General features: G+C 67.2%; 13 protein-coding genes, 2 tRNA genes and 2 pseudogenes. 5 read left to right on the forward strand and 12 right to left on the reverse strand.

What is annotated here, in order from left to right; all coding sequences use genetic code 11:
- Positions 1-504: 504 nt before the first annotated feature.
- The 3 genes from FHU13_RS24115 to FHU13_RS24125 all read right to left on the reverse strand — a co-directional run bounded on the left by FHU13_RS24115 (position 505) and on the right by FHU13_RS24125 (position 1,539).
- Positions 505-672, reverse strand: a complete 168-nt coding sequence (locus FHU13_RS24115; RefSeq protein WP_246714842.1) for a hypothetical protein — start codon at positions 670-672, stop codon at positions 505-507.
- Between the two features lie 134 nt (positions 673-806).
- The gene (locus tag FHU13_RS24120) at positions 807-1,004 is read right to left on the reverse strand and encodes a hypothetical protein (RefSeq protein ID WP_183438377.1); all 198 of its coding nucleotides are present in this window, start codon (positions 1,002-1,004) and stop codon (positions 807-809) included.
- 271 nt (positions 1,005-1,275) lie between these two features.
- On the reverse strand, positions 1,276-1,539 hold the full coding sequence (locus FHU13_RS24125; protein ID WP_183438378.1) for a hypothetical protein: 264 nt from the start codon (positions 1,537-1,539) through the stop codon (positions 1,276-1,278).
- Positions 1,540-1,698: 159 nt separating this feature from the next.
- Here FHU13_RS24125 and FHU13_RS24130 point away from each other — a divergent pair.
- A tRNA-Gln gene (locus FHU13_RS24130) sits at positions 1,699-1,772 on the forward strand.
- A 273-nt stretch (positions 1,773-2,045) separates the two neighbouring features.
- On the opposite strand, the gene FHU13_RS24135 is transcribed toward FHU13_RS24130, so the two are convergent.
- Positions 2,046-2,999, reverse strand: a complete 954-nt coding sequence (locus FHU13_RS24135) for a LysR family transcriptional regulator (RefSeq protein ID WP_183438379.1) — start codon at positions 2,997-2,999, stop codon at positions 2,046-2,048.
- Positions 3,000-3,156: 157 nt separating this feature from the next.
- Here FHU13_RS24135 and FHU13_RS24140 point away from each other — a divergent pair, with 157 nt between their 5' ends.
- A complete protein-coding gene (locus FHU13_RS24140) occupies positions 3,157-3,420 on the forward strand; it encodes a hypothetical protein (protein WP_183438380.1) in 264 nt (87 codons plus the stop codon).
- A 31-nt stretch (positions 3,421-3,451) separates the two neighbouring features.
- The gene (locus tag FHU13_RS24145; protein WP_183438381.1) at positions 3,452-4,204 is read left to right on the forward strand and encodes a sulfite exporter TauE/SafE family protein; all 753 of its coding nucleotides are present in this window, start codon (positions 3,452-3,454) and stop codon (positions 4,202-4,204) included.
- A 10-nt stretch (positions 4,205-4,214) separates the two neighbouring features.
- Here the strand turns inward: FHU13_RS24145 and FHU13_RS24150 are convergent, their stop codons facing one another.
- Both FHU13_RS24150 and FHU13_RS24155 read right to left on the reverse strand, forming a co-directional pair.
- Positions 4,215-5,087 carry an AprI/Inh family metalloprotease inhibitor gene (locus FHU13_RS24150; RefSeq protein ID WP_183438382.1) on the reverse strand — a complete coding sequence of 291 codons (873 nt, stop codon included), beginning with the start codon at positions 5,085-5,087 and terminating at the stop codon, positions 4,215-4,217.
- The gene (locus FHU13_RS24155; protein WP_183438383.1) at positions 5,084-6,058 is read right to left on the reverse strand and encodes a 2-hydroxyacid dehydrogenase; all 975 of its coding nucleotides are present in this window, start codon (positions 6,056-6,058) and stop codon (positions 5,084-5,086) included. The genes FHU13_RS24150 and FHU13_RS24155 overlap by 4 nt, the downstream gene beginning before the upstream one ends.
- 285 nt (positions 6,059-6,343) lie before the next feature.
- Here FHU13_RS24155 and leuC point away from each other — a divergent pair, with 285 nt between their 5' ends.
- Positions 6,344-7,753, forward strand: a complete 1,410-nt coding sequence (leuC, locus tag FHU13_RS24160; protein ID WP_183438384.1) for a 3-isopropylmalate dehydratase large subunit — start codon at positions 6,344-6,346, stop codon at positions 7,751-7,753.
- A gap of 153 nt (positions 7,754-7,906) precedes the next feature.
- A tRNA-Leu gene (locus FHU13_RS24165) sits at positions 7,907-7,991 on the forward strand.
- A gap of 593 nt (positions 7,992-8,584) precedes the next feature.
- Here the strand turns inward: FHU13_RS24165 and FHU13_RS24170 are convergent.
- The 6 genes and pseudogenes from FHU13_RS24170 to FHU13_RS28670 form a co-directional block, all read right to left on the reverse strand.
- Positions 8,585-8,740: a hypothetical protein gene (locus FHU13_RS24170; RefSeq protein WP_183438385.1), complete on the reverse strand. Its 156-nt coding sequence runs from the start codon at positions 8,738-8,740 to the stop codon at positions 8,585-8,587.
- Positions 8,741-9,096: 356 nt separating this feature from the next.
- Complete coding sequence (locus FHU13_RS24175) at positions 9,097-11,574, reverse strand: TonB-dependent siderophore receptor (RefSeq protein ID WP_246714843.1); 2,478 nt, start codon at positions 11,572-11,574, stop codon at positions 9,097-9,099.
- A 186-nt stretch (positions 11,575-11,760) separates the two neighbouring features.
- Positions 11,761-12,765: a FecR family protein gene (locus FHU13_RS24180; protein ID WP_183438387.1), complete on the reverse strand. Its 1,005-nt coding sequence runs from the start codon at positions 12,763-12,765 to the stop codon at positions 11,761-11,763.
- Between the two features lie 106 nt (positions 12,766-12,871).
- The gene (locus FHU13_RS24185; protein ID WP_312889639.1) at positions 12,872-13,426 is read right to left on the reverse strand and encodes an RNA polymerase sigma factor; all 555 of its coding nucleotides are present in this window, start codon (positions 13,424-13,426) and stop codon (positions 12,872-12,874) included.
- Between the two features lie 300 nt (positions 13,427-13,726).
- A pseudogene (locus tag FHU13_RS28665) lies at positions 13,727-13,952 on the reverse strand (SOS response-associated peptidase); the annotation flags it as partial.
- A 433-nt stretch (positions 13,953-14,385) separates the two neighbouring features.
- Positions 14,386-14,559, reverse strand: a pseudogene (locus FHU13_RS28670) (DUF4113 domain-containing protein); the annotation flags it as partial.
- Positions 14,560-14,591: the final 32 nt, after the last annotated feature.

Here is a 14,591-nt window from a genome sequence, read left to right on the forward strand (position 1 = left end):
TCGCCTTGCGTTGCAGGCGGAAGCGCTCGTCTCCTCCAGCCATCAGCGCCTGCGTCAGAACCGCTGATGATGGGTACTGACATAGATCCATGTTGCCGGATGTCTCTAGGACAGGTTGATTTTAACCGGCGACAGCTCCCTTGAGCTATATCATACACCTTCGAGCGGGAGGGGAGCCGGAGCGTTCTCCGCCTGAACATCGGTCCTCCGCTCCTCAATCGTAGTGGACGAGGCCCTGCATCGGCGCTTGGTGGCAGACGGGTGAGCTTCCGTTCGGCGGGCCACCATCCGGGTGACGACATCGTGTCCGGCCAGCGGCGTGACAGGAATGGACCGCTCGCCTCTGGCCGATCATTGATACCGCACACGCAATCAGCCCCTGCGGGCACCTCTCCAGCCCCGCCCGGTTCACCGGCGCGGGGTTTTTGTGCGGTTTCAGATGGAGCCTGGACAACGCTCCTAGAGGCCAGTTGCCCCTTCATGGACCTTGGCGTGTTCGTGCTATCAGGCCGGCCGCGGCGTCGGATCGAACCCGCGTTCCTCCAGCATCCGCCGGTAATGCGCGTCCATGTCCCGCATGAACTTCACGTCGCGTGAGCCACAAGCCGTGCAGCGTGCGCGCCGGATGATCTGGCTGCGCTTCGTCTCGGGCGGCAGGCGAGTGATGTCCACCGCGGCGTGATGCCCGCAGGGCTTGGCGATGCAGAACAGAGCGATCGTCGTCTCGCCCTCGGCGATCCAGTCGGCGACGGTGCGGTCTTTGATGCCTTCAGGCTAACGTGGAGAGGACCGCTCCGCGAGGGCTGCTAGGGCTTCTCCAGCGAGCCCGCGAACCGTTCGCGCGCTTCTCGGAGCCTGCCCTGTTGATGGGCGATGCCATGAGAGATCATCGCTTCGGCAGGATGGGCGAGTCGTGTCAATTCCAGCATTCGCTCAACGGCCTCGGCCATTTCGATCAGCATCTGGTCCCTGTTCCGCTGGTGCGCCCGCTTAGCTTCGATCATAGGCGTCTCCTCGGCGGCGGCCTTGGCTGGCGGGAGTCTTATCTTTTCGTCCGAGCCGCCCGGCGATCAGCATTCCACTTAACGTCGTGCTTACAAGACGCGAAGGTTGCGCAGACGCGATGGCGCTGGCCACCCGGCTGTGGATTGGGGGTGAGCGGGAGGTAGGCCAGCTTCAGGGTCGCATCATGCCCGCACCCAAGCGCCACGCAGTAGAGCGGCATGGTCGTCAGGCTCACATCGACCTATTCGCCAACGGTGCGAGCCGGCCTTCTCAGTCCTTCTGCGCCCGCGCGAGCAGGATCGCGGTGCGCACCGCTCCGCGCTTCAGAGATTGAGTTGCATCGAACAGCCCCATGACCTGGGTCGCCCAGCGGTGCGCAGCGACGGCGTCGCCGAGATCGAGGCTGTAGCCGTCGGCGATCGGGTGTGCGCTCGTCTCGTACTGGGCGAGACAAGCATCAACCGTCGCGTTCACCTGCTCGCCGGTGGCGGCCTTCGCCTTGAAGAGTTCGCCGACGGTGGGGGCTTCAGGCATGGGACGAGCGCGAACTTTCGCTTTGTGATGGCCCATCCACAGGTTGACGGGCGGTTCAGCTCAGCCTATCTGATCCCGGCACCGGCCGCGAGCCTTGGAAACCAGGTATCGCGGATTGGAAACCGGCCGGAGATTCCGCTGGTTTTACAATGTGTTCGGTGGGGGATAGTTTAACGGTAGAACCGCGGACTCTGACTCCGCTAGTCCTGGTTCGAATCCAGGTCCCCCAGCCATCCATGTTCGCCCGCCCAGTCGATGACTTGGCGGGTTTTTTATCGCGTGTCGAGGCGCCGGCCGGCACGGCAGAACGGCCCTTGTGCTCCGCTCACAGACGCAACGCAGCCGGAGCAGGCTTGCTGTTTGACGAGGCGTCCGCCGCTCCTGCTACGAGTAGCAGGGTGCCCGCGGCATCCCGTATCGGGCGAGCATCTCGTTTGACCGGGATCGCTGACGAAGCGGACGGAGCCGTCCGGCCCCTGCGCCACGAGCACCCCCGAGGGCTCCCGTCAACCAGGGCTCCGTCCTGGACCCCCGAAAGGGCGCGTCCTCTCGAAACCGGGATCTTCGGTCGCCCCGAGATGCGCGATCAAGTGCTCTGCGAGTTGGCGGGCGTGCGGCGGGAGCGCCGCGAAGCGGCGGGCGCAGAGCTTCAGGCGGCGCAGGGCCCAGGGCTCGTCGATCGGGATCGCGCGGATCGCCAGCGTCTCGGCCGCGCGCCGCGCCGCCGCCTCGGGCACGATCGCCACGCCGACTCCTCGCTCGACCATGCGGCAGACCGCGTCGAGCCCGTTCAGCCGCACCCGAAGCTTGAACGGACGGCCGGCGCGGGCGGCGTGAGTCGCCAGATGCGCCTGGAGCGCCCGGCCGTGGCTGAGGCCGACCAGGGGCTCGTCCAGCACCTCCCGGAACGTGACGCTGACCCGCTGCGCCAGGGCGTGGTTCGTCGGCACCACGAGGACGATCCGATCGAGGTGGAGCGGCAGGGTTTCGAGCGTACCGAGATCGGTCGTGTCGGCGACGATGCCGATATCGGCGAGCCCGCCCGCCAGGGCATCGACAGTCTCGCGGCTGGTGCGCTCCTCCAGATCGATATCGACGCTCGGATGCGCCGCGAGGAAGCCGGACAGTGCATCGGGGAGAAACGCCGCGATCGCCGCGGTGATCGATAGAAGCCGGACATGGCCGCGCAGGCCATGGGCATACTGGCCGAGTTCGCCGCGCATCTGTTCGAGTTGGCCGAGCACGAGCCGGGCGTGATGCGCCACCGCGAGGCCCGCCGGCGTCGGCCGAACCCCGCGGGCATGGCGCTCCAAGAGCGGCACACCGCCATCCGCCTCCATGCCGCGGATGCGCTCGCTCGCCGAGGCGAGCGCCAGCCCGGCTCGCTCGGCGCCGCGGGTGATGCTTTCCGCCTCGACGACGTGGAGGAACAGGCGCAGGTCGGTCAGGTCGAAGCGCATGGCGCCATCGTCGGCGAGCCGGCATCGCTCGGCAAGGATTGCTCTGCAAGGGTTTCGCTCGGCAAGGGCATTGCACGGCAAGGGTTTCGGCTCAGCCGAAGGCTGGTACGGGCCACTTCCGCATTGTCGCGCAGCGTCAGGCTGCCAAACTCGGCCCATGGCACGGGACACACGGACCAGAACCCGCTCGGGCGACGCCTGGCTCGAAACGGCAGCCCTCCTCCTCGCAGCGTTGACGGCGCTGGTTGCCATCGCTCGCTCGGATGCCATTTCGCGCCGCCTCGATGTGTCGGCGGCGATCCCCCGGGCGGTCTCCGTCGCCGCGCCCAGCGCTGAGCTCGATTGCGCGCCGTCGGCGCGGGAGACCGAAGCGGAGGCCGTCCGGCAGGCGATCCTGCGCGACATGCTGCTCCACGATTGAACAACTCCCTTCCCCGAAGCAGAACGCGCGCATGTCTTTCTCCATGGATCCCCTCCCCCTCGCTGTGGCGGCGTCGGCCTTCCTGCTTGCTGGCTTCGTCAAGGGCATGGTGGGTCTCGGCCTGCCCCCCGTCGCCATGGGCCTGCTCAGCCTCGTCATGGCCCCGGTGCAGGCGGCGGCGCTGCTCGTCGTTCCCGCTTTCGTCACCAATGTCTGGCAGCTCGCCGCAGGCCCGCGCTTCGGCACGCTTTTGCGGCGTCTCTGGCCGATGCTGCTGGCGAGCGTGGTCGGCACCCTGGTCGCGGCGGGGATCCTTCACGGCAATTACGGCGCGGAGGCCACGGTCTTCCTCGGCCTCGCCCTGATCGCCTACGCCGTGGTGGGGCTTGCCGCCCTGCGGCTCCACGTTCCGCCCGGAACAGAGCGCTGGCTCGGACCGCTCGTCGGCGCCGCGACGGGGCTGGTGACGGCGGCGACGGCCGTCTCCTCGTTCCCCTCGGCGCCCTATCTCGGGGCGCTGGGCCTGACCAAGGATGACCTGATCCAGGCGCTCGGGCTGTCCTTCACCGTCTCCACCGTGGCGCTGGCCGTTGCCCTGGCGGGCGGCGGTGCCCTCTCGCTCAGCGTCGCGGGAACTTCCCTCATCGCCCTCGTGCCGGCCTTGCTCGGCATGGCGCTCGGCGGCTGGGTGCGGGGACGTGTCAGCGAGCGCGTGTTCCGGCGCTGCTTCTTTGTCGGCCTGCTGGGCCTCGGGCTGCACCTCGCCCTGCGGCCGCTGTTCTGAACACGGCGCCCTAGGGCTCGACCTTCCTGAGCACGAGGGGGGTGCCGATCTCGGGATCGCGCCGCCAGCGCCCCTCCCCGTCCGCCACGAGATTCACGGCGTGGCCGCGGCGCGCCTTCAGCGTCAGGTGACCGTTGGCGTAGCGCCAACTCACCGGATCGAACACCGTGATCCCGCTGTCGCGGCAATCCGGCAGAACCCGCACGGGGGCCGTGTCCTTCCCGACTTCGAGGGACAGCGAGAGTTCGAGGCGGCAGACATCCTTCTGCTCGGCGCGTTCGAGGGCGTAGAGGCCGGGAGCCGGCCCTTGAGCGGGAGCTTCCGCCGGCTTTTCCGGCGCGGCGGAGGGCGATGCGTCGCTCTGCGCCGCGGCCGTGACGGTGGCCGTGCCGGGAGCGGCGGGCGGCTGCATCGCCGCGATCTGGAGCGGCACGAGGTTGTAACGCTCGCCGTTCTCGGCGGTTGCGCCGAAGCTCATTCCGTCCGAATTCGCGGCGAAGGTCAGCACCGGGCGCAGGTTTCGATCCACGAGGCGCAGGCCCTCGCCGGTGAACAACCAACCGCCGATGCCGGCGAGGAGCGGCAGGGCCCGGCGGCAGCCGGCGGGAAAGCGCGCCGCGCGCCCGCTCGGGCCGGTCTCCATGGCGAGCGTGATGACGCAGCGTCGCCGCCCGCCATCGAGGGAGAGATCCCAGGTGCCCGCCGCGCCCGCCAGGGTCCTCGGCAGCGTCGTGAGGCCGGGCGGCACGGAGCCGTTCTCCGCGGGCACCGTCGCGGGGGGCGGCTCTGGCGCCGGCGGGCTCTCCTGCGCCAGCGCCGCGCTCAGCGCCAGCGCGGCCAACACCCCCGCGCCAGCCATGCGCGTCATCGTCGGGCTCTTCATCGCTGGCCCTTCCAGGGCGTTTCCGGCACCGGCGTCACTGGGCCCTCGCCTTCGAACCAGGAGAACAGATTGTCGGTGAGCAGCCGGCCCATCGCCGCGCGGGTGTAGTGCGAACCCGATCCGACATGTGGCAGCAGCACCGTCTGATCGAGATCGATCAGCGCCTGCGGCACGTGCGGTTCGTTCTCGAACACGTCGAGGCCCGCGCCGAGGATCGCCCCGGACTGGAGTGCTGCGATCAGCGCCGCTTCGTCGATCACGCTGCCGCGGGCGATGTTGACGACAATGCCGTCCGCGCCGAGCGCCGCCAGGACCGCGGCATCGACGATCCCGTTCGTGCCCGGTCCACCGGGGGCAGCCACGATCAGCGTATCGACTGCGTGCGCCAGACCGAGCAGGCTGTCGTGATAGGCGTAGGCCACGTCTCCTTGAGGCGTCCGGCCGTGATAGGCGATTCCAACCCCAAAACCTTCGAGGCGCCGGGCGATCGCCCGCCCGATCCGGCCGAGCCCGAGGATTCCGACCCGGCGCTCCCGCAGGCTCGTGGTGAGCGGGAAGCTCCCCTCCCGCCAGCGTCCGGCGCGCAGGTAGCGGTCGGCCTGCGGGATGCGGCGGAGGGTAGCGAGCAGCAGGCCGAGCGCGAGGTCGGCCACCTCGTCGGAGAGCACGTCCGGCGTGTGGGTGACGACGATGCCGCGGCGATGCGCCTCCGCCACGTCGATGGTGTCGTAGCCGACGCCGAAGCTCGCCACGATCTCGAGCCGCGGCAGCCGGTCGAACAGGGCGGCGTCGACCGGGCACATCGCGCCGACCGCGAGCGCCCGGATGCGCGGACCGATCTCGGCGAAGAACGCCTCGCGGTCGGGCGCTTCTTCCATGCGGTGCAGGCGGAAGCGCTCGGCGAGCCGCCCGGCCACGTCGGGGCGGGTCTGCCGGATCAGCAGGATATCGGGCGTCTCAGGCGGCGGCACCGGTTCACGGCCTCCCGAAGGTCGATGGAGGAGCGGTCAACAAAGGTTGGACCGGGAGTAATGCCGCGCCGCGTGCCGGTCCAGCCGCGGCCGACCGGTAGGGCGAGCACGTGGCAGAAGTGCCATGCACGCTGGATGTGCGCTGCCGCCCTTCCGAAATCGCCCGGGGCGCATTACACAAGAGCCTCTTCCGGATGTTCCCCGCGATCCGGCCGCACGGTTTCCGGCGGCCCGACCGGGGCGTTTTCCGTGATGGAGCCTTCAACCCGTCAGAATAGCCGCATCATGACCGCGCCGCGCACCCTCTACGACAAGATCTGGGACGACCACGTCGTCGATGTTCAGCCGGATGGCTCCGCCCTCCTCTACATCGACCGCCACCTCGTGCACGAGGTGACGAGCCCCCAGGCGTTCGAGGGGCTTCGCGTCGCCGGCCGCAAGGTGCGCGCGCCGCACAAGACGCTGGCGGTGGTCGATCACAACGTCCAGACCTCGGACCGCTCGAAGGGCATCGAGGATCCCGAGAGCCGCACGCAGCTTGAGGCGCTCGCCGAGAACGTGCGCGATTTCGGCATCGAGTTCTACGACGCCCTCGATCGGCGTCAGGGCATCGTCCACATCATCGGGCCGGAGCAGGGCTTCACCCTGCCGGGGCAGACGATCGTGTGCGGTGATTCCCACACCTCGACCCACGGCGCCTTCGGCGCGCTGGCCCACGGCATCGGCACCTCGGAGGTCGAGCACGTGCTCGCCACGCAGACGCTGATCCAGCGCAAGGCCAAGAACATGCGGGTGACGGTCGACGGCACTCTGCCGCCGGGCGTCAGCGCCAAGGATATCGTGCTGGCCATCATCGGCGAGATCGGCACCGCCGGCGGCACCGGCCACGTCATCGAGTATGCCGGCGAGGCGATTCGAGCCCTCTCGATGGAGGGTCGGATGACGATCTGCAACATGTCGATCGAGGGCGGCGCCCGCGCCGGCATGGTCGCCCCCGACGAGACCACCTATGCCTACGTCAAGGACCGCCCGAAGGCCCCGAAGGGCGCAGCCTTCGATGCGGCCCGCCGCTACTGGGAGAGCCTCGTTACCGACGAGGCTGCGCATTTCGACCGCGAGATCCGCCTTGACGCGGCCAACCTCCCCCCGCTGGTCTCCTGGGGCACGAGCCCTGAGGACATCGTCTCGATCCTCGGCACGGTGCCCGATCCGGCGCAGATCGCGGACGAGAACAAGCGGCAGTCCAAGGAGAAGGCGCTGGCCTATATGGGTCTGACGCCGGGCACGCGGATGACCGACGTCACCCTCGACCGGGTGTTCATCGGCTCCTGCACCAACGGCCGCATCGAGGACCTGCGGGTCGTCGCCAAGATAGTCGAGGGTCGCAAGGTGCATGACGGCGTCTCGGCGATGGTGGTGCCGGGCTCCGGCCTCGTGAAGGCGCAGGCCGAAGCCGAAGGGATCGACCGCATCCTGAAGGAGGCGGGCTTCGACTGGCGCGAGCCCGGCTGCTCGATGTGCCTCGGGATGAACCCGGACAAGCTGCGGCCCGGCGAGCGCTGCGCCTCGACCTCGAACCGCAACTTCGAGGGCCGTCAGGGCCCGCGCGGCCGCACGCACCTCGTCTCCCCGGCAATGGCGGCGGCGGCGGCGGTGGCCGGCCGCTTCGTCGACATCCGCGACTGGCGCGGCTGAGGCGACCTGGACCGATCCGCGGCATGGGTGTGTTGCCCGCGCGCCGCGGAAAAAGCCGGCTTCGGCATTTTTAGCGGCGGCGGCGAAACAGCGATTGACGCCTTCGCTGCCGCCCCCTAAACGAACCCCATCGCCGACCGGCAACGGTCCGGCGCCCAGGTGGCGGAATTGGTAGACGCGCTGGTTTCAGGTACCAGTCTCGCAAGAGGTGAAGGTTCGAGTCCTTTCCTGGGCACCAATCGCTGAAATCATCATTGATTTCATTGCGGTATCTCTGATGAAAGTCCCCCATCGGCTCTGATGGCCGCGGAAAGTGGGACACTCCCCTCCCCGCTTCGATTGAAATCTATCAGGTGCATAGCGCCCCCGGCTAGCCGTTGCTGCTCGGTCTTGCGGGTGTAGTGCTCTGCCATCTTCGACGTGCGCCAACCGAACATTGCCATGAGATGCCGTTCGGTCGCGCCGTTCTCAGCCGCGAGCGTCGCCTCAGCCTTGCGCAGTCCATGGGCGGAGCCAGTGTGGCAAGCCGGCCTCGCGGCAGCGGTCCTTGAACCAGGTCCCGAATCCGTTCGCCGTAAACGGCTTGCCGCGCTCTGTGACGAGGAAGGTGAGGTTCTGGCTCGGGCAGGCGTCGATGGCTGCGCGAACAGCCGGCAGCACCGGTACCTCCAGCGTCATTGGTTTCGCGTTACGGCCCTTATGCTGGGTGTGAGGTTGCGGCCCTGACGCCGGTTCGCCGCAGCGTAAACGATGCTCTTGAGGCTTAGGTGCCGGGCTATCGGGAGGCTAACCGCACGGCGCAGGGCTACTTCCAGCAGGGCGAGGCGTTCGTCAGCGCGAGGCAGCCGCACCGCTGCAAACACCCGCCTGCTGTCCATTCTCGCAGACCATCTTCGGTTCGGCGTAGCCGAGGCGTGTGGTGGCCGTCGCACTCGACAGCACGAGGGCGACGGCAATCAGGAGGCGGTATAGAGGAAGACCGATCATCGTCGTGGCTTAGGTGAACACGTGAATGGCGGGATCAGCGCGGCTGTTGGGACGGCATGTGAATCGTGACCATCTGGCCGCTGATCGGATCGAAGACGGTGATGGTCATCGCGAGTGCTCTTGCGTCTGCCTGGATCGAAGTGTCCGGCTAACGCCTTTGTCCGTGATGGTTTCCGCGCCCTGTTCGGATGTGGTTAGTCATCCGTTGAGGTTGATTCGCCGGGTTGTGTCCCCGTCTCACCAAGGCAGGAAGCGCTTCGAAGTCAGTCGTCTCGCCTGCATGGATGCTCCGCCAACAAACCTTCCGGTCGTTGGTCGGGCTGCTGCGCGCTGAGCAGCCCGACCGGCGCTAAGGCTCACCAGCGGTAGCGCAGCGTCGCCAGGATCGTCTGTCGGTTGCCGTAGAAGCAGCCGGTTGCCGCGATGCAGGTCGTCACGTGTGTTTTGTCGAACAGGTTCGTTGCATTCACCGCCATATCGACGCCCTTGAGCGCCGGATGCCGGTATCCGAAGTCATAACGGATCGCGGCGTCAACCAACGTGACGGCAGGGGTCCGATAGAGGTTGGCGTTGTCGCCGACTGAGGTGCCGATGTAGCGTACGCCGGCTCCTAACCCAAGACCTGCAAAAGTCCCGGTCCTAACCGTGTAGTCGAGCCAGGCGGCAGCCTGATGCCGCGGCACGAACGGCAACGCGTTTCCGACGATGCTGACGCCGGCAGCGTTGGCGTTCGCCTTCGTAAACTCACTGCTCATCCCCGCGTAGGAAGCGGTCAGGTCGAGGCTGTCAGTCAGGCTCGCCTTGGCCTCAAGTTCCACACCGCGGACCCGAGCCTCGCCCGCCTGTGTATTGAAGCGGAAGTCCGCGCTATCCGGCGTCAGCACGTTCTGCTGCGTCAGGTCGAACACGGCGCCCGTCAGCAAGAGATTGGTGCCGGGCGGCTGCACCTTGATGCCGGCCTCGATCTGTTCGCCCGTGGTCGGCGCGAAAGGTGAACCGAGACGGTTCGTGCCCGAGGTCGGCTGGAACGACGTGGCGTAGCTGATATAGGGTGCGAGGCCACCGTCGAAGAGGTAGCTCAAACCGACCCGCCCAGTGAAGGCGGCATCGTTTTGGCGGACCTGGGTCAGGGCGCCACTCGTCACTGTGCGGGTTCGGGTTACGGCGTCTGCCCAATCCTGCCGCCCGCTCAGCGTCAGCGTGAAGCCGCCCGAGCGGATCTCGTCCTGGGCATAGAGGCCGGTCTGGTTGCGCCCTTGCGTGATCCGGGTTCCGAGCGGGGGCCGCGTGACCGTTCCGGCATAGGTTGGAGCGAAGATGTCGACCGACGGAACGACCTGCAGTTCGGATTCATCGTAGCGCGCATCCTCGCGCAGGTAGTCGGCTCCGAACAGGAGAGTGTGTGCGAAAGGGCCTGTGAGAAAGCGCGCCTCTGCCTGATTGTCTACGTTGAAAAGGTTCGAACGCTCGGGAAACGCCCAGGCGTAACGGGACAGCGTACGGCCGTTGGCCGCGAGACCAATCGCCTGCACGCGCTGGGTGTCGGCTTCGACGTGGGAGAACCGCAAATTTTGACGCACGGTCCAGACATCGTTGTAGCGATGCTCGAAGGCATAGCCGATGAAACCCTGGTCGAGCTTGAAGCGGTCGTAGTTCGGTTCGCCGATGAAGCGGCGGGTGGGAATGCGTCCGTTGGGATTGCTGTACAGCGTGCCGAGCGTCGGCAAGCCCTGCGGCGCACCGCCTCCGGGTGAGTCGATGTGCAGGTACTGCGACAGAATGGTGAGGGACGTGTCGGCATCCGGCCGGAACGCCACGCTCGGCGCGATGAAGACCCGGTCTTCCTCCAGATAATCCACCTGGGTGCCGGTGGTGCGTGCGAGCCCGGTCAGCCGATACAGGATTTTGCCATCCGGATCGACGGGACCAGACAGGTCGAAGGCGGCCTGCGCGCGCCCGAAGCTGCCGGTCTGAAGTTGGATCTCGCGTAGGGGAACCGCACTCGGCCGCTTGCTGATGAGGTTGAGCAGGCCACCCGGCGAGTTCTGCCCATACAGCCCTGATGACGGGCCCTTCAGCAATTCGATCCGCTCCAAACCGTACGACTCGATGCGCGGCTGCGAGTATCCCCGTGCGCCGAACGGTAGGCGCAGTCCGTCGAGGTAGCGTCCGGGTACGAAGCCACGAACATAGAGCCAGTCGTAGCGCAGGTCCGTGCCGTACTGCGTGAGAACCCCCGGCGTATAGAGCAGTGCCTGACTCACGCTCTGCGCTTGCCGATCCTCTATCTCCTTGCGGCCGACTACGTTGATGGCCTGCGGTGTTTCCAAGATTGATGTACCGGTCTTGGTGGCGGTCGCGCTGCGGCGCGCGACGTAGCCGTTGACGGGTCCGACCGTGCCGTCCCCCATCACCTCCAGCATGTCGAGGGTGACGTCCGCGTCCGACGCGAGGGCAGGTGCGACTTCGGCCACCACCCGGACCAGAGTTGCCATCCGCTCTCCCGCGAATTGCGGCACGAGACCGGTGCCGGCGAGCAACTGCCGCAATCCATCCGCACGGCTGAAGTCACCTGACAGGCCGGGGGAGCGAACCCGGCCCGAGGTGCGGGCATCGTAGATCAGTTGTACGCCGCTCGCCCCGGCATAGGCAGCCAGCGCGTCATCGAGCGGCCCGGCCGGGATCGCGAAGACGATCGTTTCCTCGGATCGCGCGATCGCCGACACGCGCACGATCGGCCGGATCGTCGACCCGGCCACCATGCCGTGCCCGGCATCGATGCCCGCCGCCACCGGATTCGGCATGGCGGCGGCGAGCACCGCGAATCCGCTCAATCCTGCCGCCATCCGCCGTCCGTTCCGCTCCGCATTTTCCGCCCGTCGCCGTACTTGCCGCCGCCCGTTCATCAGCCCACCGTCTCCCGCGCGGCTTGGCGCCGCTCTCCGGCAGGTCGATCCGTGCCTGCCTGAGTGCTGAGACGTGCGGGCGCCCGAAACCCGCAAAGATAGTTTCGCGCGGCTTCAGCGCAGGACGACGAGGCCGGCGCCCAGGCGGTACTCCGTGAGGCCGAGAGCAGTGCCAATGCTGGTCAGCGCCTCGTCTGGCCGGTCGAGGTGGAACACGCCGGTGACACGGCGCGAGGTGGCGACGGCGCTCGCCAGCATGATCCGCCCGGGCCGGTAGCGGTTGAGGTCACTCACGACCGCTGCGAGAGGGGTGTCCCGGAAGACCAGAAGGCCGCGGCGCCACGCGGCAGCCGTAGCGGCGTCGATTCCGTGAACGATGCCCGCACCGTGTCCGGTTTCGATGCCATGCCCCGCCCGCAGGCGCGTCGGCGTCACGCCCGCACCGCTCTGGAAGTCCGCTTCGCCGGACAGGCAGGCGACACCGACATCCGCGTGGCCGAACCAGCCGACCGCATTGTCTGCTAGGCGACACGAGACGGCGAGTTCGGCTGCGAGGTCGGGACGAGTGTTCGTTTGGGTGTCATCGGCCCGGATGGTGACCGGGACGTTCTCCGGCGCCGTTACGACGAGGGCGCCGGCGTGGAGGCTGACGACGTGCCTTTGTCCGATGGTCTCGAGATCGAGAGCTGTCTGAGCGTCGAGGTCGAGACGCGTGCCGTCCGGCAGCTTCACCGATCGAACCTCGCCTGTTCCGGTGCGATGGGTGGCACTCAGTTCCTGCCAGCGGAGCGCTATCGCTCCTCCGCCTGCCGCGACGGAGGCGGCACCAGCGCCCCAGGCCGCCCGGCGCAGAACCTGTCGGCGTGTCGGCCGCGGCAGGGCCTGCCTCTCCTGGGCGGGGACACCGTTCCTCAGAGCCGGCCCAGTCTGCTGCCAGAGGCGGGTAGCAGCGCGGAAGGCAGCCTCGTGATCGGCGATCGCGCGCCAGGCGGCGCAGGCGTCCGCATCGGCCTGAGTCGCCGAACCCGAGGTTAGCCGGACGATCCAGGCGCGCGCTTGCGCATCGAGGCTGGCGCTCGTCGGCTCGTTCGGTCGGTTCTCGTTCTCGGCTCCCGTCATGCCCGACGCATCCGCCTCTACCCTATGCAAACGGCGGCGTTGCCGCACCCGCCTCGTAGGCTCGTTGCCCTGATCGTTCGACGTCTCAAGGGGAAAGCCTCCGCAATCAACGATTGGGCTGCGTTCGGCTGAGCCGCTCGGCACAGTGATCCAGAGCCATCCTGATCTCGGCTTCGACGGTGCGCACCGAAACACCGAGGCGGGCTGCGATAGCCCTGTGGCTTAGACCTTCCAGGCGGCTGAGCCGAAACGCTTCCGCACGTCGCGGCGGTATCTCGGCCAGGGCGCGGGCGAGGCGCTGACCTTCGAGGCGTGCCTGCGCAGCGTCGGCGGGACGCGCGGTGTCATCGGGGATGTTGAGGATGGTGTCGATCTCGTCGCTCGTCAGAAGGCGCGAGCGGTGACGTGCTTCCCGACCATGATCGGCCGCGAGGTTGCTCGCCACTTGGAACAGGAATGCCTTGTCGTTGCGGACTGATCGCGGATCGGCCTTGGCGCGGGCCATCCGGATGAAGGCTTCTTGGAGAAGATCCGGCGCATCATCCTGGCCGACCCGTCGCGTGAGAAATCGCAGCAAGGCGGTCCGGTATAGGCGATAGAGCAGGCCGAGATGGGAATTTGACTCGTCCTGCGGTTCGGAAGCCGCGGCCATTGAGAACATCCGATGCACCGCCACGCTGCGGCGACGTCGCAGGAGCCTCCAATGACCGGCTTCCGCCGTGCTTCCTATGACCTAGAAAGCACACTCACCAGTCAAGTATTTGCTTTAGAAGCATTATAATCAAAATCTACCCCGCCATGGTTGAATGAAAACTGGTAATACAAACTAATCTGGGCCCGCATCGGAACGATGGCCGCGAACAATACGGCATCCCGCACATTGGTGCTTGTTGAGCAGAGCAGCATGCCGATGGCGTCTGAAATTGATATGAGGGCACCTCATCTTCTGTCCTTCCGCTCGCCTCGCCACGACCATCAGCGCCTGATCCGGCAAAGGCCGCTGCAAGGCGGATGCCTCGGACCAAGGCGCCCGCAGCCACGCGTCCCGCTCCTCGTCCCTCGTCAGGACCACCGGCATCGCCTTCGGGTGGACGGCCCCTACCTCGGCGTTCGGCTCGGTGGTCAGGAGGGCGTAGAAGTCGTCCGTCGTCTCGACGTCCTTCAGCTTTGCGCTCCGAAGTCCAGCCTCAGCCCGGACCCATGTTCCAGCCCCAGCGTTGAACCGGGATAGGAGGCGTCGATGGCTGTGCGAACTCTATCGTCCTGGGTGTTGCTGTTCGGCCTTCTCATGACGGGAGGCGCAGCCGCGCAGGGGATGGCGCTGACTGAGCCCCGAAAGCCCGAACCAAATCGCATCATAGAAGAGCCTCCGACCATGCGGCCATGGATGCTCACCGGCCATGGAACGCTCAGAGAAGCTGGTGGCCGCTTACCCAACCAAGTGACTGGGCCGAAGCGCGAGCGTGCAGTGCACGACATCTGCATCGGGTGCGGCGCGCGATAGCCGTGAACTCCGTGCAGGTGGCGTTCGTGGCCCTCATCAGGACTAGCGTGATTGGCACCAAGCTCTTCGCTCAGGCTTAACGCTGTCCGGAGTGGTCCGGCTGGGCAGTCGCCTCGTCAGGCATGGGCGACCGGCAACTCTCCACCTGGGTCGTAGCGCGGCGTGCGCATCTCGAACTTCGTGATTCAAATCCGGCGCTGGCGCTCCAGCCCGGAGCGGGCCGGCACCACACTGCCGCGGCCGAAGCGGACGTTGCAGGCGTCCATTAGCCAGCCTGAGCGCTCGCGGTCCGAGCTGGCCAATTAGCTTGTGGGCCGTTGGC

It is taken from the genome of Methylobacterium sp. R2-1 (assembly GCF_014191355.1).
Taxonomy (GTDB): Bacteria; Pseudomonadota; Alphaproteobacteria; order Rhizobiales; family Beijerinckiaceae; genus Methylobacterium.

Coding starts and splice junctions, on each gene's coding strand:
- FHU13_RS24140 (WP_183438380.1), top strand. CDS start 3,157: ATGGCACGGGACACACGGACCAGAACCCGCTCGGGCGACGCCTGGCTC.
- FHU13_RS24120 (WP_183438377.1), bottom strand. CDS start 1,004: ATGATCGAAGCTAAGCGGGCGCACCAGCGGAACAGGGACCAGATGCTG.
- FHU13_RS24125 (WP_183438378.1), bottom strand. CDS start 1,539: ATGCCTGAAGCCCCCACCGTCGGCGAACTCTTCAAGGCGAAGGCCGCC.
- leuC (WP_183438384.1), top strand. CDS start 6,344: ATGACCGCGCCGCGCACCCTCTACGACAAGATCTGGGACGACCACGTC.
- FHU13_RS24145 (WP_183438381.1), top strand. CDS start 3,452: ATGTCTTTCTCCATGGATCCCCTCCCCCTCGCTGTGGCGGCGTCGGCC.
- FHU13_RS24180 (WP_183438387.1), bottom strand. CDS start 12,765: ATGACGGGAGCCGAGAACGAGAACCGACCGAACGAGCCGACGAGCGCC.
- FHU13_RS24170 (WP_183438385.1), bottom strand. CDS start 8,740: ATGATCGGTCTTCCTCTATACCGCCTCCTGATTGCCGTCGCCCTCGTG.
- FHU13_RS24185 (WP_312889639.1), bottom strand. CDS start 13,426: ATGTTCTCAATGGCCGCGGCTTCCGAACCGCAGGACGAGTCAAATTCC.
- FHU13_RS24135 (WP_183438379.1), bottom strand. CDS start 2,999: ATGCGCTTCGACCTGACCGACCTGCGCCTGTTCCTCCACGTCGTCGAG.
- FHU13_RS24150 (WP_183438382.1), bottom strand. CDS start 5,087: ATGAAGAGCCCGACGATGACGCGCATGGCTGGCGCGGGGGTGTTGGCC.